23 protein-coding genes are annotated in these 22815 nt (G+C 66.0%); 15 read left to right on the forward strand and 8 right to left on the reverse strand.

Translation table 11 applies throughout. The features are described from left to right. Nucleotides 1–31: 31 nt before the first annotated feature. From ACNUDN_RS28355 to ACNUDN_RS28375, 5 genes are all read left to right on the forward strand, one after another. Nucleotides 32–232 carry a hypothetical protein gene (locus ACNUDN_RS28355; RefSeq protein WP_041801129.1) on the forward strand — a complete coding sequence of 67 codons (201 nt, stop codon included), beginning with the start codon at nucleotides 32–34 and terminating at the stop codon, nucleotides 230–232. After that, nucleotides 229–2454 (forward strand): type IV secretory system conjugative DNA transfer family protein, encoded by a 2226-nt coding sequence (locus ACNUDN_RS28360; RefSeq protein WP_011896267.1) that lies wholly within the window; start codon nucleotides 229–231, stop codon nucleotides 2452–2454. The genes ACNUDN_RS28355 and ACNUDN_RS28360 overlap by 4 nt, the downstream gene beginning before the upstream one ends. 86 nt (nucleotides 2455–2540) lie before the next feature. Next, nucleotides 2541–3899: a hypothetical protein gene (locus tag ACNUDN_RS28365; RefSeq protein WP_011896266.1), complete on the forward strand. Its 1359-nt coding sequence runs from the start codon at nucleotides 2541–2543 to the stop codon at nucleotides 3897–3899. After that, nucleotides 3889–5124, forward strand: coding sequence for a lysozyme family protein (locus tag ACNUDN_RS28370; RefSeq protein WP_011896265.1), 1236 nt, complete (start codon nucleotides 3889–3891; stop codon nucleotides 5122–5124). Before ACNUDN_RS28365 ends, ACNUDN_RS28370 begins: the two co-directional genes overlap by 11 nt. Beyond that, nucleotides 5121–6383: a C40 family peptidase gene (locus tag ACNUDN_RS28375; protein ID WP_011896264.1), complete on the forward strand. Its 1263-nt coding sequence runs from the start codon at nucleotides 5121–5123 to the stop codon at nucleotides 6381–6383. Before ACNUDN_RS28370 ends, ACNUDN_RS28375 begins: the two co-directional genes overlap by 4 nt. Before the next feature lie 1687 nt (nucleotides 6384–8070). On the opposite strand, the gene ACNUDN_RS28380 is transcribed toward ACNUDN_RS28375, so the two are convergent. After that, on the reverse strand, nucleotides 8071–8421 hold the full coding sequence (locus ACNUDN_RS28380) for a hypothetical protein (RefSeq protein WP_041801127.1): 351 nt from the start codon (nucleotides 8419–8421) through the stop codon (nucleotides 8071–8073). Between the two features lie 191 nt (nucleotides 8422–8612). Between ACNUDN_RS28380 and ACNUDN_RS28385 the strand changes: the two genes are divergently transcribed. The 3 genes from ACNUDN_RS28385 to ACNUDN_RS28395 all read left to right on the forward strand — a co-directional run bounded on the left by ACNUDN_RS28385 (nucleotide 8613) and on the right by ACNUDN_RS28395 (nucleotide 11376). Beyond that, nucleotides 8613–9233, forward strand: coding sequence for a hypothetical protein (locus ACNUDN_RS28385; RefSeq protein ID WP_041801126.1), 621 nt, complete (start codon nucleotides 8613–8615; stop codon nucleotides 9231–9233). Nucleotides 9234–9772: 539 nt separating this feature from the next. Then, nucleotides 9773–10702 carry a ParA family protein gene (locus ACNUDN_RS28390; RefSeq protein ID WP_011896261.1) on the forward strand — a complete coding sequence of 310 codons (930 nt, stop codon included), beginning with the start codon at nucleotides 9773–9775 and terminating at the stop codon, nucleotides 10700–10702. Nucleotides 10703–11034: 332 nt separating this feature from the next. Then, nucleotides 11035–11376: a hypothetical protein gene (locus ACNUDN_RS28395; RefSeq protein ID WP_233211275.1), complete on the forward strand. Its 342-nt coding sequence runs from the start codon at nucleotides 11035–11037 to the stop codon at nucleotides 11374–11376. 64 nt (nucleotides 11377–11440) lie between these two features. On the opposite strand, the gene ACNUDN_RS28400 is transcribed toward ACNUDN_RS28395, so the two are convergent. The 3 genes from ACNUDN_RS28400 to ACNUDN_RS28410 form a co-directional block, all read right to left on the reverse strand. Further along, a complete protein-coding gene (locus tag ACNUDN_RS28400; RefSeq protein ID WP_011896259.1) occupies nucleotides 11441–11695 on the reverse strand; it encodes an HAD family hydrolase in 255 nt (84 codons plus the stop codon). Continuing rightward, a complete protein-coding gene (locus ACNUDN_RS28405) occupies nucleotides 11688–12557 on the reverse strand; it encodes a ParA family protein (RefSeq protein WP_011896258.1) in 870 nt (289 codons plus the stop codon). Before ACNUDN_RS28405 ends, ACNUDN_RS28400 begins: the two co-directional genes overlap by 8 nt. Nucleotides 12558–12644: 87 nt before the next feature. Further along, the gene (locus tag ACNUDN_RS28410; RefSeq protein ID WP_011896257.1) at nucleotides 12645–14315 is read right to left on the reverse strand and encodes a ParB/RepB/Spo0J family partition protein; all 1671 of its coding nucleotides are present in this window, start codon (nucleotides 14313–14315) and stop codon (nucleotides 12645–12647) included. Nucleotides 14316–14890: 575 nt separating this feature from the next. Here ACNUDN_RS28410 and ACNUDN_RS28415 point away from each other — a divergent pair. From ACNUDN_RS28415 to ACNUDN_RS28425, 3 genes are all read left to right on the forward strand, one after another. Then, nucleotides 14891–15184 carry a hypothetical protein gene (locus tag ACNUDN_RS28415; protein WP_011896256.1) on the forward strand — a complete coding sequence of 98 codons (294 nt, stop codon included), beginning with the start codon at nucleotides 14891–14893 and terminating at the stop codon, nucleotides 15182–15184. Then, nucleotides 15181–15864, forward strand: a complete 684-nt coding sequence (locus ACNUDN_RS28420) for an Rv1815 family serine proteinase (RefSeq protein ID WP_011896255.1) — start codon at nucleotides 15181–15183, stop codon at nucleotides 15862–15864. The genes ACNUDN_RS28415 and ACNUDN_RS28420 overlap by 4 nt, the downstream gene beginning before the upstream one ends. Nucleotides 15865–15945: 81 nt before the next feature. Further along, complete coding sequence (locus tag ACNUDN_RS28425; protein ID WP_011896254.1) at nucleotides 15946–16224, forward strand: helix-turn-helix domain-containing protein; 279 nt, start codon at nucleotides 15946–15948, stop codon at nucleotides 16222–16224. A gap of 498 nt (nucleotides 16225–16722) precedes the next feature. Here the strand turns inward: ACNUDN_RS28425 and ACNUDN_RS28430 are convergent, their stop codons facing one another. Genes ACNUDN_RS28430 through ACNUDN_RS28445 form a run of 4 tightly spaced genes read right to left on the reverse strand, consistent with a single transcriptional unit; the run spans nucleotide 16723 to nucleotide 19159 of the window. Then, complete coding sequence (locus ACNUDN_RS28430) at nucleotides 16723–17505, reverse strand: hypothetical protein (protein ID WP_419125376.1); 783 nt, start codon at nucleotides 17503–17505, stop codon at nucleotides 16723–16725. A 14-nt stretch (nucleotides 17506–17519) separates the two neighbouring features. Further along, nucleotides 17520–18116 (reverse strand): hypothetical protein, encoded by a 597-nt coding sequence (locus tag ACNUDN_RS28435; protein ID WP_419125375.1) that lies wholly within the window; start codon nucleotides 18114–18116, stop codon nucleotides 17520–17522. After that, nucleotides 18097–18252, reverse strand: coding sequence for a hypothetical protein (locus tag ACNUDN_RS28440; RefSeq protein ID WP_193373632.1), 156 nt, complete (start codon nucleotides 18250–18252; stop codon nucleotides 18097–18099). The genes ACNUDN_RS28435 and ACNUDN_RS28440 overlap by 20 nt, the downstream gene beginning before the upstream one ends. A gap of 43 nt (nucleotides 18253–18295) precedes the next feature. Further along, complete coding sequence (locus tag ACNUDN_RS28445) at nucleotides 18296–19159, reverse strand: ArdC-like ssDNA-binding domain-containing protein (RefSeq protein ID WP_419125374.1); 864 nt, start codon at nucleotides 19157–19159, stop codon at nucleotides 18296–18298. A gap of 320 nt (nucleotides 19160–19479) precedes the next feature. On the opposite strand from ACNUDN_RS28445, the gene ACNUDN_RS28450 reads away from it, so the two are divergent. The 4 genes from ACNUDN_RS28450 (at nucleotide 19480) to ACNUDN_RS28465 (ending at nucleotide 22701) form a co-directional block, all read left to right on the forward strand. Beyond that, nucleotides 19480–19836 (forward strand): helix-turn-helix transcriptional regulator, encoded by a 357-nt coding sequence (locus ACNUDN_RS28450; RefSeq protein ID WP_081437728.1) that lies wholly within the window; start codon nucleotides 19480–19482, stop codon nucleotides 19834–19836. Then, nucleotides 19833–20123, forward strand: a complete 291-nt coding sequence (locus tag ACNUDN_RS28455) for a hypothetical protein (protein WP_011896249.1) — start codon at nucleotides 19833–19835, stop codon at nucleotides 20121–20123. Before ACNUDN_RS28450 ends, ACNUDN_RS28455 begins: the two co-directional genes overlap by 4 nt. 140 nt (nucleotides 20124–20263) lie before the next feature. After that, entirely contained in the window at nucleotides 20264–20929 is a 666-nt protein-coding gene (locus ACNUDN_RS28460; protein ID WP_419125373.1) for a hypothetical protein, read from the forward strand. Next, a complete protein-coding gene (locus ACNUDN_RS28465; RefSeq protein WP_011896247.1) occupies nucleotides 20926–22701 on the forward strand; it encodes a hypothetical protein in 1776 nt (591 codons plus the stop codon). Before ACNUDN_RS28460 ends, ACNUDN_RS28465 begins: the two co-directional genes overlap by 4 nt. Nucleotides 22702–22815: the final 114 nt, after the last annotated feature.

Below are 22815 nucleotides of genomic sequence, written 5' to 3' on the forward strand. Positions count from 1 at the left end.
AAGGGTGAAAAGCTGGCCAGCCACTGCTGTCATGATTGTGCTCGCTTCCGCCGTCGCAGTCGCGGTAGGACTGCGGCGGGCCGCGGCGCCGACGAACTCGTTCCGGGTCGCCGCAGACGCGCTCCCGCCGGTCGTCATCGACCGACTCCGCCATCCCGGTGCGCCGACCTACATGGTCAGCTGGGACCGAGTCGATCGCGTCGCTCTGTGGAGGCCGGTCGAACGCCGATGAAGAGCACCAGCAACACCGACAGCGGTACCGGATTCGAATTGGCCATCAGCCTTTTGGTGCTCGGCGCGGCCGGCGGTTGGTTGGGCTACCGATACCTCTCCGATCACCCCACCGCCCTGACGTCGCTGGACTTGACCATGCTCGCAGTGATCGGGCCGACGCTCCTCGTCTCGCTGGTCAGCTGGGGCCTGGTCTGGCGGGCCCTCCACCCGGGTGTCCCCGCCGACGATGAACTCGACCGCTGGCAGCTGCGATTCCCGGTCCGCGCGGCCACAGTGGGTACTGCTGCCGCGGCCTTTGCCGCCGCGGCAATCCTGATCCGCTGGAAACTCAGCATTGCATTCTTGCCCAACGTTGGGATCGCGGCCGCTGCGGCCATCGTCGCAGCAGCATTCACCATTGAGAACCACCAGCTGCATAGTCGGCGAGTGCGGGTGCGCAGCAATTTGATTCAGGCCCTCTACGGCCCTCTGGGACACAAGGTTCCCTCGGAGGCTGTCGTCCGCGATATCCGCTGGCAGCCGAGATCGGCTGTGCCTGAGACGATCACGATCCGCGCCAGCAGGCCGACCAACACCCGCCTCACCTACAGTGAGGATCAAACGCTCGACGACGACCCCAAGACCACAGGGCGTACCGACGCTGCAACAGTCATCCGCCGCGCCCTCAAGACTCACTGCGGGGCTCACTACAAAGTCAGCGCCGACCCATCGGGACTGCGCTTCCAGGCCACGCATCACGTCCCCGAGCAGCTCGATGAGGACCTCGCCGAGCTCACCCGCAAGGTCCGCGAGTTCTTCGGGCCCACAGCCACGGTGACCGGCAACCTGGCCTCAGGCTTCACCATTACCCACAGCGTCGCCACCAAGATGACAGGCGAGTTCCGCAAACGGGTAGCCGAGCAGAACCTCACAGAGCTGATCGGGGGAAACTGGGTCACCACATGGGACATGCAGCAGGGCACGGTGGTCTTCGCCCCCAAGCCCGACCTACCCAGAATCGTCTACCCCGCCCCTGTGCCCGAAGTGACCTCAATCGACCAGGCAATCGCCGAGTACAAGCAGACGCGCCTGCCCTACGGCATCGATCTCGACCTCAACCCCCAGGAGTGGGACCCTCTCGACGCTCCGCACACCCTTGTCGGCGGCAAGACCGGCGCGGGCAAGACGGTGTACCTACGCGCCAAGATCATGCAGGCCGCCCGCCGTGGCTGGGCAGTGGTCATCGTCGATTTCAAGGGCGGATCCTTCTCGGACCTGGCCGGCTGGCCCAACGTCCACATCATCAGCAGCGATCCCTTCGAGTCCATCGCCACCATCCACCGCATGTACAAGCTGATGGACGAACGCAACGCCAAGGCCCGCTGGAACCCCAAGAGCTGGGAGAAGAACCTGCCCTACCTGCTGGTCATCGACGAAGCCGCGCAGTTCAAGGTGATCCTGACCCGGCTCTGGGAGTCTGGCCTCAAACCCAAAGGCGGCCCCAAGGAGCCACCCACCGTCACCGAGATCGCCGAACTCGCACGACTGTCGCGTACCGCCCGTATCCACCTCGAACTGGGCATGCAGCGCCCCGACCACGACCTGATCGACACCGAGGCGCGCGACAACTTCGGCAACAAGGTCTCAGTCGGTCCGATATCGCGGATCGCCGCCGAAATGCTGTTCGAGGACAGCTATACCGGCCGCAACGTACCCCGGATCAAGGGCCGTGGAATGTCGCTGGGCACCCACGAGACGCCCCGAGAGACCCAGTACTACTTCTGCCCCGCCGCCGACACCACCAACCCCGACGAGCAAGCCGTGATCGCCTCCATGCGCCCATCCCGGACGCTGATCCCGCGCTACGTTCCTGAGCTGCCCACCGACCTGGACTCCTGGAGCGTGATCGCCGACGCCCCTTGGTTCGATCTGGCCGCACGTCCAGACCTCGATCCCGCCCTTGTGAGTCGCACGATTACCCGATGGGATGGCGACGCCACGCTCGGCTTCGACACCGACACCGAGGCCCAGGAGAACCTCACCGTGTGCGCGCGTGACCTCCAGCCCAAGGATTCGGTGGTTATCGACGGCTTCAGTGGAGAGATCGACGGCATCGACGTCGACGACGACGGCACCGTCACGATCATGTGGCAGAAGGACGACGACGGACTTCTCTGCATGTCCAGCACGTCGGCGGGGTCCCACTTCGATATCACCCGCGCGCAGATCAACTCCTCTTGAGAATGCCCAGTCTGGGCCCATAGCGTCATAGCCGGACCTGGTGTACGACACCACACGACGGCTACGAGAGGAGCTCCAGCGCCATCATGTCGATCGATCTGGGCCCCTTCGGCAGTTTCCCGTTCTTCGTCGGCCCCGCGGGTGCGATCGCTAAGTCTGCATTCGACAAACTCATCGAGGAGGCGCAGGACCTGTTCGGCACCGGGGAACAGCCGCAAATCCCCGGGCCTCCTCAGGCGACATTGCCACAGTCTCCCGACGGCCAAGGACCAGCTCAAGACCGCATCGACGAGCTCAATCAGATGGTGGCTGAGCTGCAGAAGCGCCTCGACGAGCTGCACAAGGCCGGCGACGAGGCCACCTCAGCCACCGGCGAGAACTCCACCCAGGGCCGAACTGCACATGACCAGATCGTCAGTGACGGTGCGCTACTCGGGTCCGGCCTGGCCCCGCAGGGCAGCGTGCCAGAAGCCGACTCCGGGATGCTGGCGGCGATGCAGCAGCAGATCGACGAGCTCACTCGAAATGTCGAGGACAAAGCTACGGCCGCCAATGGCATCGCCGACAGCCTGCGCGACATGGGCATGGGCATGCCCGGCCTCGGAGGCCTGGGCGGCGGACCTGGCATGGGCATGCCCGGGCTCGGTGGAGGTATCCCCGGCTTGTCCTCGTTGGGCGGGGGCGGGATGGATGTCCCTGAGGTCAATTCGCTCGGCGACAACGACGCATTGCAGCCTCCAGAAGTGGCATCGACCTCAGATGACGCACTTGCTCCACCTGAAGTGGGCGCCGCGGGTATGGCCGCTCCAGAGGTCTCCCCCGGGCCGGAACCCATGCCAGTAACCGCGGCGCCAGCGGCGCCGGCACCAGCGCCGCCGCCGGCAGAGGCACCCGGCGAGCCCGCCGCAAGCACCTCCGAGACATCCAGCGAAATCACGCTGCCGTCCGGCCAGGTTGTGACCGCACCGAACCCGCAGGCCGCCGCCGCGGTACGGAATGCACTCAACCGGCCCGCCGGCGCCGGCGACGTCGCCACTACCGCCTACACAGGCACCGACGTCGAATTGCCCACTGACGGTGCTGATCCGGGCCGCAAGATTGACCCGTCTGACGTCAAGCCCGGCGATATCGTCGTCTTCGACGACCACACCGCCATCGTCGCCGGCAACGGACAGCTCATCGGGCCTGACGGCAAGCTCGAACCCCTGGGCATCATCAATGACAGCCCCGGGTTCAAGGGCTTCTTCCGCCCCACCGAGGACGCAGACGACCTCGCAGCACCCTCATCGGCCACGGTTCCCGCAGCCCCCACCACCGCCGCCCCGCCGCCGACAACCACATTGTCGGCCGCCGTCCCCAATGACGGTGAACCCGACGAAGCCCCTGCTCCCGCTGCTGATCCCGGATTCGGGCTGTCGACAGTCCCGCCCACCCATGAGCGTTGAACAGGCCGTCGACGACTATCTCGACGCCGCGCGAGACATCCTTGGAACCACGCAGCCACCCACGGTCCCCGGCGCCCCCACCAGGATCGAGACCCTGCCCAACCCGGATTGGACTGGAAACGCCCACGAGGCTGCAATCGCAGCGACCCGCACACTGCAGCTGGCCCGCGACCGGCTACAGGCCGCCGCCGCCAACGCCGCCGGCTACACCGAGTCGGCCAATCAGATTGCCCAGCAGGCAGCGCTGGACCTAGACGCCATCACCTCAGAGTGGGCCACTACCAAGAACACCATCGCCGCGATGCCACCCGGCCCCACCCGCGACGTAGCCCTACTGACCGCTGCCCAGCAGCGCATCGCCGAAGTGGTGACCCTGATCTCGGCAACCACCGCACGCTACAACGAGGAAGCCGCCAACCTGCGCTCCGAGATGGCCGGCCTACCCCAGCCTGACACCACCCACGCCGGCGAAACCCTGCCTCCACCGGCCCCGAACACCCCCCCGTCGCCCACTGCCCCGCCGCCCCCACCCACCGAGATGCCGCCACCAGCAATGGACGCCGCAGCGACGCCGATGCCGGGGGCACTGCCGGCGATGGCCTCGCCAGCCAGGGCCGCGCCGGCGGCCACGGCACCTATGGCCACTGCCCCGACCGCGGCCGTGAGCCCGCTGAGCTCCCTGGGATCGCTGGCCCCTTCACAAACCAACCGCCGCACCGCAGCTGTCACTCCACAGCCCGGCGGCGGAAACCCGCTACGCGGTGATTTCGGCGCCTTGGGAAAACTGACACCAGACTCCACCCCGGGCGAAGTCTTCGCCGCGGTCCTCGCCGAAGCCAAGGCCCGCGGCTACACCCTTGAAGAGGGATTGGCCTGCGCCGCGACGATGCTGCAGGAAAGCTCCGGCAATCCCCGCGCGGTCAGTAGCAACGGCCTATGGGTGGGCCCCTTCCAGCAGGACACCAGCTACCCGGGACGTAGCGACCCCAATACCGCGATCGCCGAGTTCTTCAACCGCCTCGACGAGAAGCGCGCCTCCGCCGGCGCCAGCAGCGACATCTGGAAGAACATCTTCTGGCTCCAACAGCGACCCGGCATCTCCACTGCCGAGGAAGCCTTCTCCGGCGGCCGCCAGGACTACCTCACCGAGATCCAGAGCCAACTTCCCCGCGCCACGCAGATGTACCGGGATCTGTCCGTCGTCCAAGAGCGAGTCCGTGCATGAGTATCCAAACCGCAATCGACGCCTACCTGCGGGACGCCCGCGAACTACTAGGCACCGGAGCCACGCCGGGCAACTCCCGGCGCCCGCGCACTGACATGCGCCCGGCCCAACCCCAATCCTGGATCGGGTCAGCCGCCGACTCTGCTGGCGCCACCGCCGACCGCCTCGACAACGACCGGGGAAAGCTCGGTAGCGCCCACGACCGAGCTACCCAAGCCCTCGACGCGGCAGCCGGCATCGCTCGCGACGCACACAGCGGAATGACGACCATTGAGAACGCCTGGCACAGCGACAAACTTGCCCTCGGACCGATCTCCAACACTCCCCAGGGCCAGGCCGCTCTCCTCCAAGCCGGGATGCAGCGTGTGTCCGAAACGCAGTCCTTGGTCTTCGGCGTCACCACCCGCTTCGGAGACCTCGCCACCAATGTCGGCGACGCCATCACCGAACTACCGACCCCGCTCGACGCAGAAACCTCCACACCCTCCAAAGACACCCCAGCCGACACCGACGAAGACTCGGGAGCCGACGAAGACAGCAGCCAGACCGCGCAGACCGAAGAATTCAACGCGCTGGGCGGCCCACTTGAAGACGAACCCACTACATTCCCGTCATCAGCGACCGATGCCGCCCCGATCACCACGTCCGCCGGACTCGGATCCGGATCGCCCATGGAATCGCTGCTCAGCAGCATGGGTTCCGGCGGCATGCCTTCGATGGGCCAGCTCCCCCTCAGTGGTGGAGTGCCCGGCGGCGGCGCCGCCGGACTGTCCTCGCTGCTGCAGCCACTCATCGACGCCGCCGGATCCACCGACAGCACATCAGAGAGCGACGACAGCGCCGAAGACGACAACCACGCCGGCGTCGCGTGGAACGGCACCGAGGCCCAAAAGGCGATCAAGACCGCCGAACAAGCGCTGGGACTGCCCTACGTGTGGGGAGGTGGCGGCGCCGCCGGCCCATCCGGCGGCGGCTTCGATTGCAGCGGCCTGACCCAATGGGCGTTCGCCCAGGCCACTGACGGCCGCATCATCCTGCCTCGCACCACCTACGACCAGATCAACATGGGACAGAACATCGCCCCCGCCAACATCCGCCCCGGCGACCTCGTGTTCAGCAACTTCTCCGCCCCTGGCGTGCCCGAGCACGTCTCGCTCTACGTCGGCGACGGCAAGATCATCGAAGCCCAGCAGACCGGCGTCCCCGTCAAGTACTCCACGGCGCCCACGGACGATATCGTCGTCAGACGCGTCCTATAAGCCAACGCTTGCCCACAGTCTCTCAGCTTTGGATCCGACCGCGCCGATGCGCACGGAAGTACTCCATCGCCTCAGCGCGGCTCTTGGCACTCGCCGGCGGCGCAACTTCCCCAACGACGGCGGCCGAGGTACAACGGGCCTGGACTTGACGGGCCGTCACAGGCCTTCGCGGCAACTCACGCAGCCGAACAGCCAGGAATCCAGCAGGCCGCAGCAGAGAATCCGGCCACGTCCTACCCGTTCGCCGCATATCAGCATTGAGCGCATCGACGATCTGCGCACCAGTCCAGGTGTCCAGGTCCAGCCCCGACCGGGCGAGAACCTCGCAGATCTGGCCGGGATGGACGGTATCGAGGCCTCGGCAGCGGGAGATGACACGCGCGGCAAGCAATTGGAGTTGCAGCGGGCGGGGTTCGCCCCGCCCCGCGGTGTCTGGTTGGGGAGAATTCGTCGACGTGGGCCGGCAACGGCCCTTTGGTGAGTTCTTTCCAACGTGAGTTACCCGCCTATCCCTACGGGATGGCGGTAGGTCGCAAACCGCCACGTTATCCACAGGCCTGCGCCGGCTCACCAAATGCCACACCGACGGCCGCCGATACCGCTGAGGGGACGCCATCGACCCGGTGCCGCGACGAACTTCCACAGCAAGACCGGCTTTAGCGAGGACCGCGCGCACGGTCGTCACACTGCGCTGGGAGCATCCCGCAGCCTTGGCCGCGGCCGCGTTGGTCACTGCGCAGTGCCGGCCAGTCGCGTGATCGGCGCGCGCGGCCAGCGCCACGCAGACCTTGAGCAGCATCGACTGGCTCAGGTTCACGCGCGTGAGAACCGCAGAGCCAGAGGCCGTTTCGGCCCAACAATCCACTTCCTCGATCCAGCCGGCGCGGCTGGTCCACATCGATGTCGTGGGTGAAGTCGCTCCGGCGACGACGATCCATTGCCGCCGCTGTTCCCGTTGCTTGATGCGAGCTATACGAGCCGACACCGGCGGTCTGCAAGCATCGGCGAGATCACGAAACAGCGCGCCATCGTGTCCGTGCAGTAGGCGTGCGCTATCGTGGTACCTGTCCATGGAGACAAGTCCCTTCGGGGAGGGGCGCGAGCCCACCGAGTCGAGGGCCAACTCGACTCGAAAACTTCAGATTCGAAGCCCTCGGTTGCCGCCGGGGGCTTCGAATGTTTGAAGGCGGCGGGTTCGCGCCGGACTATTCAGGTGTGGTGCCGACTGGTCAGATACGTGCTCCGCCAATGAGTCTCAGGTGGAGTGTTGTCTGGGGTCGACAGGTGATGTGGGGTCTCTTCTCCTTTCGATGTGACCGCATGCCAGACACGGCCAGCCGGGATGCTGGCCGGTACCGATCGTCAGGCCCAAGGCGCGCGTCATCGTGAGGTGTACCGGAGATCCGGTAACCCGTCACGACGATCGTCGAATCACGCCATCACAAGTGCTGGCGTGAGAGGTGTTGTAAAGAAAGGGGATTCGCGCGTGAATGTTGGTGATGCGCTACCGAGCGGGTCGTCCCATGCAGCCTCCGGTTGTCATTGGTGTGTCTGGAGGGATCGTTGCACGGCCCGCGCGGGTATCCGCGCATCGACACGCGGATACCCGCGCGCGAGTACCATGACGGAGAAACTACAGATTCACGCGCGACGGCCCTCGACAGGGCTCACCACGCGGCGCCGGCGGTCAGGCCACCGCGGTCGGGGTCGAGGTCAACGCCCTCAGCAGTAGAGCCTGCACCTCAGAGATCCCGTGCTCACGCGCTAGAGCGCGCACCGATTCACGGTCTTCGGCCAGGGTGACCAACGCCTCTGGCGACATCAGCGGCTGGCAGGCCTCAACGATCAGTTCCTGGACACTTTTCTTATTGAACCCAGCGGCCACCGCGGCCGCGACATCCGCTTCCCGCGGCAGCAGCCGCAGGGCCATCTGGGCGGAGCGCTTGCGCGTCTCGGTCCCCCGGCGCGTCTTTTGTTGCCGCGTCGAGGGCACGTCTGCAGCGACCTCGCCCGGAGCCGTATCCAAAGTGGTCGTCATCGCGTCCTCCTCCGCTGAGCTCGCGCGGGTAGCCGCGCAAGCACCACGGTAGCGCAGGATGCGCCATAGTGCGGGATAGCTTCGCGAAGGCGTGTCGCGTGTTGCGTGATTATGCGCTATGAGGTGGGATATTGCGCGCAGATCCGCCAGGATGCGCCATGGCACCGCACAATGTCGTACATTGTGGGGCTATGGCGACCCCCGATGGCCCACCCGGCGCCATCGACCCAGACTCGCTGCTGACCGCTGACGGCATTGCCGAGCTGGCCGGCGGCATGGTCAAGCCCAACACGGTGCGCTCCTGGTGGCGCAACGGGTCCCTGCCGTACGAGGTCTTCCCTGAACTGGGCGCCAAGTCGAACAAGCGCACCCGCCGCAGAGATGCCGAGCGTTTCCTGCGGCGCAAGCTCGGAGACCTCCCCGCGGCACCCCTTACGGAAACCTCCATGGCTACGCCCACGGAATCCGACGAACCGCACGCCAACCCCTCCCCCACCCCGCCGTCGGCGAGCAGCGCTGATCTGCTCGACACGCTGGCCTCACTTAAAGCCGCCGCCGACTCGGCAATGCAGGCGCTGATCGCTGAAGCCGAACATCACGCCCAGATGGCCGCCGCTCAGGCCGCTGTCTCTCGCGCCCAGGCCGAGGCTGACACCATCCGCGCTCAGGCCGACGCCAAACGCGTCGAAACCCTCAAGCATCTGCAGAATGTGTTCCGCGGCTACGACCTGGCCCTCACCACACACCTGCAGCCTGCCTACCCGCCGCATTTCGACAGCACCGCGGAGCAACCCCACACTCCCCAGCGCTGATCGCACCGCGCCGCATCGCCGCCCCACGCAGGTCACGGCCCGTCCATCTGTCCGATTCGCGGCCACGGCCGAGGTCGCCGCGTCGGTTACGCGACGTCCCGTGCGTCGGCCAAGAGATGACCGGACGTTGGGTGCGAGCCTTGGACTATAGTCCGTGAAAAGGGCGCTGACCTGCAAAATACGGGCCTATCACGGACAATCACACGGGCAGGCGCCGGGCAGACGCCGGGCAACACACGCCCTAGAGCACGCCGATCCGCACGTCCGTGTCAACGAGCGATCATTCGCCATCAGGCCCGACCCATTACTGAGGCGTGTCAACGCCCCGACAACCATGTTGGCGTACACCGTGACTCACGCGGCACGGTACTGACGTTGATCCGCTCGCACCCACTCACGCATCCCACAGCGTCACGCCTGGCGTTGACCAGCACCGTGCGCCGTGGCACCACACGCCACAACAACCACACGAATAACAGTTCGGACTCACCCGGGTGCGTCGCCGAGAGGCCACGGACGAACAGACCTACGGTGCATGCATGACGATGACCGGACCGGCCCGAACAATCCTCGTGGCCAATCAGAAAGGCGGCGTCGGTAAATCGACCACCGTTGCCGCGGTTGCGGAAATGATCGCCACCGCCGGAAAGCGGGGCCGGCGCGTCCTGGTCGTTGACGGTGACCCACAGGCCAACGTGACCGTCGAGGACCTTGGTGTCGACGGCGACCGTGGCCAATCACTGGCCGCCACGCTGCAGTTCGGGACCCCGCTGACGCCGGTACGCGACGTGCGCACCCACCTCGACGTCATCGCTGGGGGACCGCAGCTGGCCGTCGTAGGCGCAGCAGCCAACACCATCGCCGAGAACGGCATCGACATGGCCACCAATATGCAGACCCAACTTCAAGCACTGTGCGACGCCGAAGGCTACGACGTCGTGCTGATCGACTCTGGGCCCGGAGACGTGCCCCTCCTGGACACCTATCTGTCGGTTGCGAACTATTTGCTCATTCCGACCCGGGCAGACCAGGCCAGCCTTGGCGGCGTCGAACGCCTGGCTCGCCGCTTCTGGCGAGCCCGCAAACATGGCGCGTCCATCCAACTGCTCGGCGTGCTGCTCTTCGATGTGAACCCTCGGGCTACCAAACGCAACGAGGAAGTGTTTGCACAGGTCAACGACATGCTGGCTGGTAGCGGCACAAGCCCCTTCGACATCACCATTCGATCGGCTCCGGCCGCGGCGGTGGACATGCGCACGCTGCACCGGACTGCTGGCGAGCTCGTGGCGCTCGCTCATGACGAACGGCGCAGTCGACTGACCAGACTGCGCGACAAACAGCGCCCCGAACGGGCCTTGTGGTCAAGCGACCCGACTGGACTGGCCGCCGACTATCAAGAGCTCGTGCGCCAGATCGTGTCCCGCCTGGTGAGCTATGAAGCGGCGGCCGTGGGGGAGAGGGTCGGATGAGCACGCCTACACGCCGCAAAGCCGTCTTCGACCCTAACGCTCTCGACGACGACCTCGACGATCTTTGGCCAGCCCGCCCCGCGAAGCCCCGGGATGAACCCGCCCCGGAGCCCGCCGCCGAGACCGAAGCACCACCGAAATCGCCGCCGCAACCACCGGCAGAAGCGGTGTCGGAACCACGTACTCGAACGGCGCCGCGACGCCCCTCGGTGCCGTCGCCGGGCACACGCCAAAGTGTTCGAGACGCGGAACCGGCAGGGCGTCCCCCATCGAAACGGCACCGCCCACCTGAGGCCCTGCTATCCGCCGAGGTCTATGACGAGCTCTACCGGGTGCAGAACGCTGAGAAGAAAGTGCGGCGGGGTTTGGCCAGGACCATGGGCGCCATCGTCCTGGACGCGATCGAAGCCCACGCCCACCGGCTCCAAACCACCTGGACGGTCCCTCAGACAACGATCGCCGAGGGACAGCTCTTCGAACGTCCATCGGCAACAGCGGTACCCCCGCGACGGCGGCACCTGACCGCGCCACGCACGGTCGTCCTGTCCGGTGTCACCGCCGGCAACGCCGAACGTCTCGACGACCTCGTGCAGCGGTGGGGTGCAGGCACCCGCAGCGCTCTGGTAGAGCAAGCGCTGCGCTACGAGTTCGGACTACTCCCGGAACCGCAGTAGCAGCCACACACCTGAGGCGATGGTGATGCAGCCTGCATCACCGCCCCCTCACGCCGCCGGGGATCTAGCGTCGCCGGCCCGGCCCCAAAGGCTCATCGTCCGGGTAGATCTCAGCCCCGCGGTTGTAGTCGCGCGCGATGACGGCCAGCTGGGCAATGAACGCCTCACGAACGAACTGCGCGAAGGTGTACGGCCGCCCCGTGACCCGCTGCACAATTCGCACCGCCGCGCGCGCACGCCGATGCAGGTCCCGTGGAATGTTGACCTTGCTGACCTCGGTGGAATCCCCGGCGCGACGCTGGGAATCTTGATCAGGCATGGATGGATGCGGGCCGGAACATCCCCTGACTCTTCATGTGATCGACAACGGCCTGATAGTCCTGGGTGACGTCTTTGGCTCGGTAGCCGTACAGCGGCACCGGCGTGTAGTTCGTGTACGCCTCGTCCACGATGGAGCTACGTCGAACCGCGGGGGTCACCTTCGCATCAAAGCCCTCATGCAGATACTCCATCTGCTGGCGATACACGGTCCCGCTGGAGGGCACAGCGCAGGGCACGATGGCCAGCAGCGGAATGTCGATCCGATAGGTCTTCTTAAGCACCGCAAGCTCACGCAGCAAGTCCTGAATGCCCTCTGCTTCCTTGCCTGAGGGCTTCGTGCACGTAATCAGGCCCCAAGAGCCCGCCGGGCCCTCTTCCTCGGTCGAGGAGGCAATCAGTGCCGTCGTCACCAGCGCACTGTTCGATCCGGGGGAGTCGATGAGCGTGACGTCGACCGGCGCCGCGGACTCCATGGCCTCACGCAGCCGTGTCACACCACCGGTGACCGCCGGCAGTTCCACCATGAGCTTGTCGAGGGTCGATCGTGCCGCCGGGACCACCGTGAGATTGGGAATCTGCCCTTCCGTGGCGTCGGTGTACACCGGACCTTGATCGTCGTAGTCGGCCAGGACACGAGCAGGACGCTCGATGTCGTCGATGGTGCAGTTCAGACGCAGGACATCAGCCACGGTGGATCCGCCGATATCGGGATAGCCCAGCCAGGTGCTCGCGTTCGCCTGCGGATCGAGATCAACAACGCGGACACGCAGCCCCGAGGCGGCGAGAAGGACGGCGGTAGTGACCACAGTGGTGGTCTTACCGACACTGCCGGACATGTTGGCAACGGTGTAGGTGGGCATCGAAGGTTCTCCTGTCTCAGGCGGTGGGGCGCTGCCGTGATGCAGCCTGCATCACGGTCGGCGGGGTGGGCGGTGATGCAGCTTGCATCACGGGCGAGCAGCGTCGAGCTGGCGACGTTCCCACTCCGTGGGTTGGTAGCCGACGCGGTCAATCAGTCGTTCAACGTGGGCAACCGCGTCGTCATCCCACATCTTGTCCTTCAACTCGGCGGTGTGCAGTTCGTCAGCGGCCACCGCACGATGCCATGCCATCGTGGATCGAGCCTTGTCCGAGTTGCCCTCGACGTGGGAGTCCCAGTCGCGTAGCAGTGCCCGCACCGCTGAGGTCTGGCACCGCACCGCCACCCCGGACAAGTACTGCCGTACGAGGGTTTTGAGTAGCTCTGCGTTGGTAGGTGCAAGTCCGATGAGCGTGGAGCAGGCTTGGCGGCGATGTGCCTGAGCCGCCGCGGCGGCCGCGACGTCTTCGCTGCGCCGCGCCGCCTCTGGGTCGACAGCAGCCGGCTCTTCCTGGAGGTCGTTGCTGACCGCCGGGGGAGCTGGATCACTGGCGGCTCCAGCCGAATCCTGACGCGCCGGCGTCGACTCCGGGGGTGTATGGCCGTTGACGGGTCCGAGGCCGCCATCGTCACTGTCACCGTCGTCGTCGGACGGCGCCGGAGACTGATCGGGGACTGCCAGCGAGCGCACATAGAGATCGAGGTATCCCGTGCCGGAATTGATCGCTCCCACCACGTCGGCGCCCGGCCGGTACTCGCCACGGCTGATGCGATGGTCGATGTAGTGCTCACCCAGCTCAGCACGGGGATCATCGACCAAAACGACTCCGAGGCCATGCGCTTCGGTGCGTGATTCCCGTTCGGCGATGACGCGTTCCGCGGCTCGCGATGCCGTCCAGTTGTGCTGCACGACGAGCCGTTGGGCCTCGACCTGCTCGGCTCGGCGACGATCGCTGCCTTGGTCGGGGTCCTTGCTCTTCTGCCAGCGACGCGGGGGACCGTAGGGCAGCATGCCGGACAGGATGGCCGCTTCGGCGCTGGGGAGACGCCCGGTCTCCACCGCCTTGCGTACCTCGGGGGCCAACAGAAGCAGCGCCAGACGCCGCGAAACCGTGGCCTGGTTGACGCCCAGGCGCTCGGCGATCGCGCGCTGTGACAGACCAATATCGGAGTACCTTGCGAAGAGCTCAGCCTCGGCAAGGTCGGGGAGATCCTGGCGACCAAGGTTCTCCGTCGCCATAGCATCGAGGTCGCCGTCGTCGGCGAGGATCGCGTCGTCGACGACCACGGGGACCGACTGCCGGTCGGCCTCCAGTGCGGCGACGCGTCGCCGGTGCCCGTAGATGAGCACGTATCGATAGCCGGGGTCGATGGACGAACCGGCCTCGGGCCGTGCGGCGACGAATGCTTCCCGGCCGACGGCCAGCAGCGGCAGTCGCACCCCATTTGCACGAACGGAGGCCAACAGCTCTTCCCATTTCGGGTCGTCGGGCTGTGGCTGGGAGCGTTCGGCGGCGTTGAACGGGTGGGGCGCGATCTCGTTGACGGGCAGTTGCAGGACTCGGTGGGCGCTGCCGGCGGCGATGGCCGACATTCCACCGATGAGTCCGGAACCTTCGGTCGATGCCTCGCCTACGGCGGGGGAGGCAATGTCGGCGGCGTCTCCGCCGGCGAACTGGGCGAAGCGGTTCGCGGTCTTACGCTTCCCGGCGGGCTTAGCGGGCCGGCGTGGCATGCGGGCGGTGGGCGTTTCTGTCACTAGAAGCTAGCTCCTTCCTTAAATACCGGTATTACGGTATGGATCGTTTGAAACGTACGCAAGAGGAGCTCCCGGCGTTTCGTCGATCAATGCGGTGATGCACGCTGCATCACCCGAGTGGCACCCTTCATCCGTGCCGTCACGTGACGAAATATGCCCCGATAGAACGGATGCGAACCCGTCGAACTAGGAAGGCGGCCCAGGAGCGGCCGACCGGCCGTCAAGGGCAACAAATGTGCACCGCGGCGTCTTCGGCGGGCGGTAAAGCATCGCCTCGCACCTGCGGCACGCAAAACTGCGATGCACTCCGCAGATACCGCAATGTGCCGAACCGACCAGCACAGTGAACGGGGCGCCCCAGGGATGTCCATTCGGACACGAGAGGGGAGGGGGAGGCTCCGCCCAGCCCTTGGGAGTCCATCTCAGCGCGCCTGCCACAATCCGATCATACGTTCGAATGCTGCCCCCCTGGTTCCCGGCAGCTCCCGGTGGCGCCAGCAACACTACTTGCTAGCAAAATAGGACGTTAGTTAACCAGCTATCCAGGAACTAAGATAAGTAGTAACATACAGATCATGGGAACCAGCAGGACTGCAACCAAGCCCTCTAGCTATCTGGATCACGGGCTAGATAACATGCTGGCAAGCTGGCCCGATGAGTCGCCGGCGGCAACGGAAAGGGACGCGGCAATGCCCAAAAGCGCCGGCGACGTGCAGATCAGCTTCCGAGCCAGCTTCGACCTGAAGATGAGGTTCGAGCAGGCACTCCTCTTTCGATCGGCTCGCGAAGGCCGCAGAATCTATGCAAACCACGTCCTCGTCGAAAAGATCGAGGAGTTCATCGCCGAAGAGGAGAAGCTGCGCCCGTGAACCGCCACCCGATGCGCTTCATCGTCGCAGCTGTTGCCGCGGCCGTCGCAGCGCTGCTCGTCCCGATTCCCGCCTCCGCCGGCCCGGCAATGATGGCTTACCCCGGCATGGCCATCGCGCAGGGGGATAGCGCGTGCGCCATCGGGTTCATCGACACACGCCGCCGCATCGCCTACTCCGCCGGCCACTGCGCCACCACGCAGACTGTCACCGACCAGGCCGGCCGAACGATCGGTGTCGTCGCCCTTTCTGAGCACAACCGCGCCGGTCACAAAAGAACCGGACCCCGCGACAGCGTGATCGACTACCAGGTCATCGCCCTGAACTCCAACATCCAAGCGACCAATCAGCTCGGACCCAACGGGACCCGCCCACTGATCACCGAACCAGGCGTCAAGCCCAAGCCAGGAATGAAGGTGTGCCAGCTCGGACCGGCTACCGGATCGTCCTGCGGCACCATCGAAGCCGTCAACGACGGATGGTTCACGATGGCACCCGGAAGTATGACCAGCCAGCACGGCGATTCCGGAGCTCCGGTATACACCTACACCACGGCTTCCGGGCCAAAGCCGGTCATTGTCGGTATCTTGCGCGGCCTCAACGGCGGCCAGGTCGCCGCGGTCAGCTGGCCTGACACCATGATGCGCGCCATCTACGCTGCCGCTGAAGCCACCGCCTGACCCTCGCGCCGACGTCCGCGCGCAACGCGCCGGAATACACTGGGGCACACAGCCAAACAACCCGGAAGGTCCCACCGCCCGATGCCCGGCCAGCGCACCCCATCAAGCGACGCGGTCAACCTGCACGTCCGCCGCCAGCTGGCCGCCGCCATCGCCGACTGGATCATCACCAATGATTGGACCCAGGCCGAGGCTGCGGCCAAGCTGGGCGTCAGCCAACCCCGGATCTCTCACCTCGCCAGCGGGCAGATGGAACGATTCAGCGTTGACGCACTCCTGAACATGGCCGCCAAAGCCGGCCTCCACATCGAGTTGACCGTCACCTCGGCGGCAACAGCATCGAAAGGTGTGCGTCCTTAAGCCCAGGCAGCACGATCGCTCATCTGTAGCCAGAGAGCACCTGGTCGGCCCCTCTTATGCTGCTCAACACGATCGCGGCATGTGTATCGCGTCCCGAGGATGGCGTGGGCCGCATGCGCATGTAGTCCACGACGTTCGCGCGCCTGTCGGCCTTGTGGGGGGACATGTCTGCGCGGCGAGCGGGCTCGATGAGCCACGGCGTTTGATGTAGGTCTAGCTCTGAAATATTTCACGCCGCACCTACAACACCATCCCTCTGAGCAGCGGGAACGTCTGCAACCAGCAGACATCCAGGTGGCCGCTGTCCGATCCGGAACTAGGTTCTGGATTGGACAGCAGCGCTGCGACCGACCTCGGTGACTCCGTTACGGATGACACTATTGCCCACGAGGAAATCGAGCTTCGAATCCACGTCGGTAACAGTCCCGCACACCACGTTTCCCGTTACAAATAAAGCGAACCCGCACCCGCGGGCAGCTCGATGATGGGGGAGGGCGGTCAGCGTGTCGTGTCGAGGATCTGCCCCAAACGTGCGAGCCGGCGCGCTGCCTCCACGCACTCGCCCGCAGCCACCGGCCCACGACTTGCGCCCAACACGGTGGCGGCCACGGCGGGGTCCATGTCCCGAAACAGCGTCAAGGCTCGGCGAAGCGCGCCCGCGTCGATGTCGGCGCAGTCACCCACGCCCACAGCGCGCGAGCCGTCATCAGGCCCGCTCTCGCCGGGCGCCGGGCTGTATGCCTCGTCGAGCGGCTCGGCCTCACTGGGAGGGACTATCGCCGGCGGCGCCGGCGGCAACTCATCAAGATCGCCATCGACAATCACTGGCGAGCCACGACGCGGCCTGGCGGCGATGTTCTCGTCGATCAACGTTCGCAGGGCCTGGCTTTGTTCTCCCGCGTCGACGAGTTCCCCCAGGCGACTGGTCGCCGCGGACACGACCTGTCGGGCGCCTTCAAGCCCCAGCAGCGCGACGTCGTTGGGTGTTACCGGCACGTGCGTGCCCGGGCCCACGATTTCCTGCAGCGGCGCAACCAAGGTCTCCACCCCTTGGCGATACCGGCGCGCATTCGACGCTGACCCACCGAGCTGATCGTGGATGAAATGACCGAAGTCGTTGTAGCTGTGCCCTTCCCGGTCGAGAAGGAAGCGCCAATCCTGATCGCGGTAGATCGCCGCGAGCACCTCCAACACCCCACTAACCGCCCGGCCGAGCTCTCCGAGACGCCGCTGAGCCCGCTCCTGGGGCGTCTCCACCTCAACCAGCTCGTGCGACGACACCGACACCACTGAAGTCATGTGATCAGCCCACCCACGACGCTGGCGTGCGTCCCCAGAAACCGCTGCACCTTGGCCCGGGTTTCGGCATCAGCCCAGGCACGTCTCAGCACCTCCGGCAGCGTGCTGGTGAAGGTCCCCAACAGGGGATCTGCGCTATCCCGAAGCCGTAACCGCTCACGGGTGCGTTGGTCTGGCAGCAACCGCATCAGGCCGACCACAACGGCCGGATGCGCGCCGCGCCCCACGCGCGCCCAACCCATGATCTGGCGTTCAATCAACGCCCGCCCCAACGGGTCATCAAAACTGCCCACGGGCAACGCCTGGAGTGGGCCATCCTCATCCCGTGCGTGGCCCAACGCGCATCTGCGTTGAAACTCCTGATCCGCCAAGGATAATCCGCCCAGATACGCCGCGCGCAGCTCGTCACGCTCGGCCCCGCTGGCAAGCTCGAAGCGCCGGTAGGTCTCGCATAATCCGTCGGAGGTCGCCGCATACTCGACTGCCGCGTCGGCCAGTCGCTGCCGCGCTGCAGCCAGCTGCAAGCGAACCTCCGCAAGTTCGCGGAGCTTCTGCTCCCGCAGCGCTGCCAGGTCAGTCGGTATCGAGCTCACGCCGGTCTGCCTCCTCGACGCCGAAGAACTCGTCAACCTGCCGCTGCACCCGGACCTCATCGGGTCCCTCAAAAACATGAACCTGTCCATCGCTGGGATCGGTCACCTCGACACGCACCGACACAACTCCACTCATCAGAACCTCTCCATCTGATTCATCGCGCTCCGACATACGCCGCCTACATCTCCTGGAAACGCTTGATACGACCCATGATCCGATCAGTGGCCTTGCACACGGCCTCCGCAGTCTTGCGGGTCTTCTCCACATCTCCTCGCGCCCAACTCTCGATGTAGGCGAACGATTCACCCTCCTCGCGCAACCCGTACCGCCGAGCCACCACATAGGAGACGCTCTCGGCCTCGACCTCCATCGTCGAGCGCTGCCCACCCGCGCGAGTGTGATACTCACCAGTACGTTCGGTGTGCCCGAGCTCGATGTGAGCGAGCTCGTGGGCCAGCGTTTTGGCCTGATGAGCGTGGCTGTAACTGCTATTGATCGTGACCGTCTTGCTTACCGGATCGGTGGAGCCGTCAGGGATGCGCGGATCATCGCCGAGATCCTTGTACACCAGGGCATACCCATGCTCTCCCACCTGCGCAGCCAGATCCTCATGCATGCCCTCCGGCGCTCTACCCGACGCCCGGTTGTACGGCACCTGCGGCGGCTGCGGCAGCGGCTTCCCACTCGTCGACGCGACGTCATAGACCGGCACGGGCTTGAACCCGATGACCTTGCTCTCCTTGCGCGAGCCGTTGGCGTCCTCGACCTCAACCTTCTTGACCATCGGGGCGTAGATCCAGATCGCCTTCTCGCCCTTATCGACGCTACGCCCGAGCTCTTTCCACTTGTTGAAACCCGCAACCTGCTGGGCATCAGGCCGCTGCGCCAAGATCAGCAGCTGGTTGTTCATCGAGTACCGGTGGAACCGTTGCTGGAAATCCAACCACTCCCGCCACTTCGGGCCAGTGCCCAACTCGGCGATCGCCGTATCAATCTCACGCCGGATGTCCTCAGTACGCGTCGACTTATCCGCGAACGACACCGGCGCACGCACAGCCGAGCTTGCAGCCCCATTCGACTCGTCAAGATCGGCAAGCTCAGACAGCAACGCAGCCTCAGCGCGCTCCAACCTCTTAACGCCGCGCGCCGCGCGCGCGTACCCCAGCCGCATATCGCCCGGGCAACGCCGCGGACCATCGGGTTCATGCTCGGCTCGACACATCAGCGTCCAACACCTCCAGACATCGCAGCAGCTAGCGGGATCAAACTCAGCATCGGCAAGCCGCCGCCTGCATTCAAGAGGACTTCGGTGGCCGCCGGCTCCTCTGGAATCTGGCCGCGCGGCTTCTTACCGTCGAAGGCATGACTCCCACGGACACGCGTCGAGGACGTGCCCCGCGCCCGTTGACCGAAGGCCAGCGCAAGGTCCTGATCGCGTTTGCCCGTGCCGGCTTCGCCGAAGGCGAATGGGTCCGCCCGATGGACGTCGGCGGCCGCGACCGGTCCGGACATAGCCGGCTGCTGACCCAGCTCGAACGCCGGGGCCTCGTCGAGTCCAGAACTCGCTCGACGGGAAAGCGGGGCTCCAAGCTCTACCGCTTGACCGCCGCTGGCCGCCGCCACGCCGACGAAGAACTCCACGAGTCCCGACGTCCGCGTCAGGGCTCACCGCCCATTGCGTCCGCTCGTCAGAGCCCGCTGTTAGCGTCCACCTCATGACCGATCCGAGCACCGAGCAGGTGACCCGACCGATCCGCGAATCAGAAGAACACGCCTACCGCGCCACCGCAATCCTCGAACTGTGCGGCGAAGACGACCCAGCCGTCGATGAGCTGCCGCAGTCGGAGCGCACTGCGCTGGCGGCGGTGCATGCGCAACTCGCGCAGGCAGCCGCACTCGCGAGCATGGCCCAATCAAACGCGTTGCTGATCGAGGAGATGAGGGAACTCAACGACGCCATCCGAAGTTTCGGCCAGCAGCTCCTGGCTGCCGGGCAGCCCCAATAACCGGGGCCGCCGGCACTCGCGACCTGAGCAGCAGCCGAGTAGGTTTGGCGCCATGGTGGACCGGGGGACTGGGGGGAGCGCATTCGGCTCCGGCCGACTACCCACGCGGCTCCCACTACGGCGACGACAATGACCGCGCCATGACCGACCCGAACACCATGAAAGACACCGAAGACGACCTCGCATCGGGACCCGCTCACGACGAATTCGAGTGGAACATCGACGCCGCCGCCAAGCTGTCCCACGCCCAGACGGCCATCGCTGAATTCACCTACCAGATCACCAAACTGAACTATCTCCACGCCCAGCTACTGGCGGCCCGCGACGGCACACTGGAACCCGACTGGCGCGCCACCATCACCACCATCGCCGCCGAGACGACCACTGAACCCGCCGACACTCAGCAATCAGCTCGCTCCCGCGCCGCAGCCGACCTAGCCGCCATACCGCCGGCCGACTGGGAGCCCGGAAGAAAAGTCGGCTGGCGCACCGCACTAGATGCATGGTTCGACGTCATCAAAGCGTGCCTGGCCGACACCGAACGCGCAGAACGTCACCTTCGCGCCGAAACATGGATGTCCGCCGACTCGGTCACCGCGCGCATCACCATGGATCGCGACCTCGCCACCGCCTCCTACCGGGCTGGTCTGGCCGCCGGAGGCTTGGACGTCGACTGGTATGACTGGCTCATCGAACGCGTCCGGCTCTGGCCCGACGTGAAGCGCCGCAACGACCAGCTCGACCTTATGACCCTCGAACCGGACTACCGACAGTCCATCGAGCAGCTGCCGCCGTACTGGGCATGACCCACCAGCGCGACCCCGGCGCCGCACCCGCCCCAGCAGACCGGCACTGGTGGAACACGCCCGAGCACTGCTCAACCCCGCTACAGGACCTCATCCCCGGATACACCGCGATCGCCGACCGCCCGATCCCGTACGCGCTTCTTCCCCGCCGCGCCCGGACCGTCTACGGCAGCGCCATGCAGAAATGGTGCGACCTCGGCAAACACCCCCCACAATCCCTGCTGACCTGGAAACTCTCGGGACCGACCACCGTCAACGCGATCATCACCGCCGCGACTGCCGCAGCAGCCACCGAGACCACCCCACCACCAGAGACCGCCCGAGCCGCCGCCGACCGACTCATCAGCGAACTCAACGACCGCGACGTCACGATCCTGTCCCAACGGTCCTGGGCGCAGACCCCCACCCCACACGCCGAGCTCGCCAGCCACCTCGGCGTGCAACCCATCTCGATCCGGCGCTACCAGCGACGCGCCCAAGCCCGCCTTGAAGAACTACTCACCCAGCCCGCCCACCACACCCTTGTCGGCCACGCCGCGGCGCTGCGCGCCACGCTGGGCCCCTACACACCGCACGCAGCGGTCACCGCCGAGCTGCACCGCCTCGACATCCCCGCCAACGACATCGCCGCTGACCTACTGCTACACCTCGCCGGCCCGTACCGCCGCCACCACGACTGGTACAACAACACCACCATCGACGGATCCGCCGCAGCACGCGCTGCCATCACCACCGCATTCGCCACCGATCCAGCCCCACCCCGCGAAACACTGCTGGCCGCCCTCACCGGTATCGGCATGCCACCGCAGACCGCCGACGCCTATCTCGAAACACACCTGACCCTGCGCGACTTCGGCGACCGCTGTGTCCCATGGAACACCGACACCACCGCCAACATGATCGAAGCCGCACTACAAGCGCACAAAACCCCCGCGACACCCGCCCAACTCACCGAGCTCATCGACACCCCGCAAGTACGCGTAGCCACCGTCGCGGCGGTCCTGTCCGACGACCACCGCTTCAGCCGAACCAGCCGGACCACCTGGGCGCTGCGCACCTGGGGATTGCCCGAGTACGCCGGCATCGACCACGCCATCACAACCTGCCTCGACGCCGCAGGCGGCGCCGCCACCCAAGCAGACCTCATCACGGCAGTCCGGTCGACCTTCCCCGACGTCGCAGCGACCTCTATCCAGACCCACCTATCGACCCTGAACTTCATCAGACGGCGCGACGGCCTGATCCGCCGCCGCAAACCCAGAGACCCGTGGCCTGAATTCCCCCACCTGCGCACCGCCCGCGGGGCATTCCACGACCCGCACCACCAAGCACGCCTCCTGCTACCGGTGACCGCCGATCTGCTCCGTGGATCCGGCCGCCCACTACCGCCCGCATTCGCAGCAGCCATCGGTATTAGACCCGGCCAGCGAAAACACTTCACCAGCGCACACGGACAGACCGCCGTGACATGGAGACTCGCATCCACCAACGGCGCCACACTCGGATCGATCCGCGCACTGCTACGCGCCACCGCCGCCACCGCCGCCGATCGCATCGTTCTGGCCTTCGGCCTCACCGAACCCACCATCAACGCCACCCGCCTGCCCCCGAGCACCCCCGCACACCTGCTGTGGCAACACGTCCTCGGCCGCCCCATCGATGACCTACCCGCCGCGCTGGCAACCGCCTTGGACTGCCCCACACACCAGACCGAGGCAACCCTGCGCGCCCGCGGCGACCACGCCTTGGCCGACCTCCTCCACCAGTCCTGAACCACCTCAAGGCGCGCGACGTTAGTCAACCCGACGCTCGCCGCACCTGGAAATACCCAGTCACACCAGCTAGAGCGAATCATTCACGTACTCGCACTCGAGAACCACGAGCTG

Origin of the sequence: Mycobacterium sp. smrl_JER01, assembly GCF_048513595.2 — a bacterium.
Classification (GTDB): Bacteria; Actinomycetota; Actinomycetes; order Mycobacteriales; family Mycobacteriaceae; genus Mycobacterium.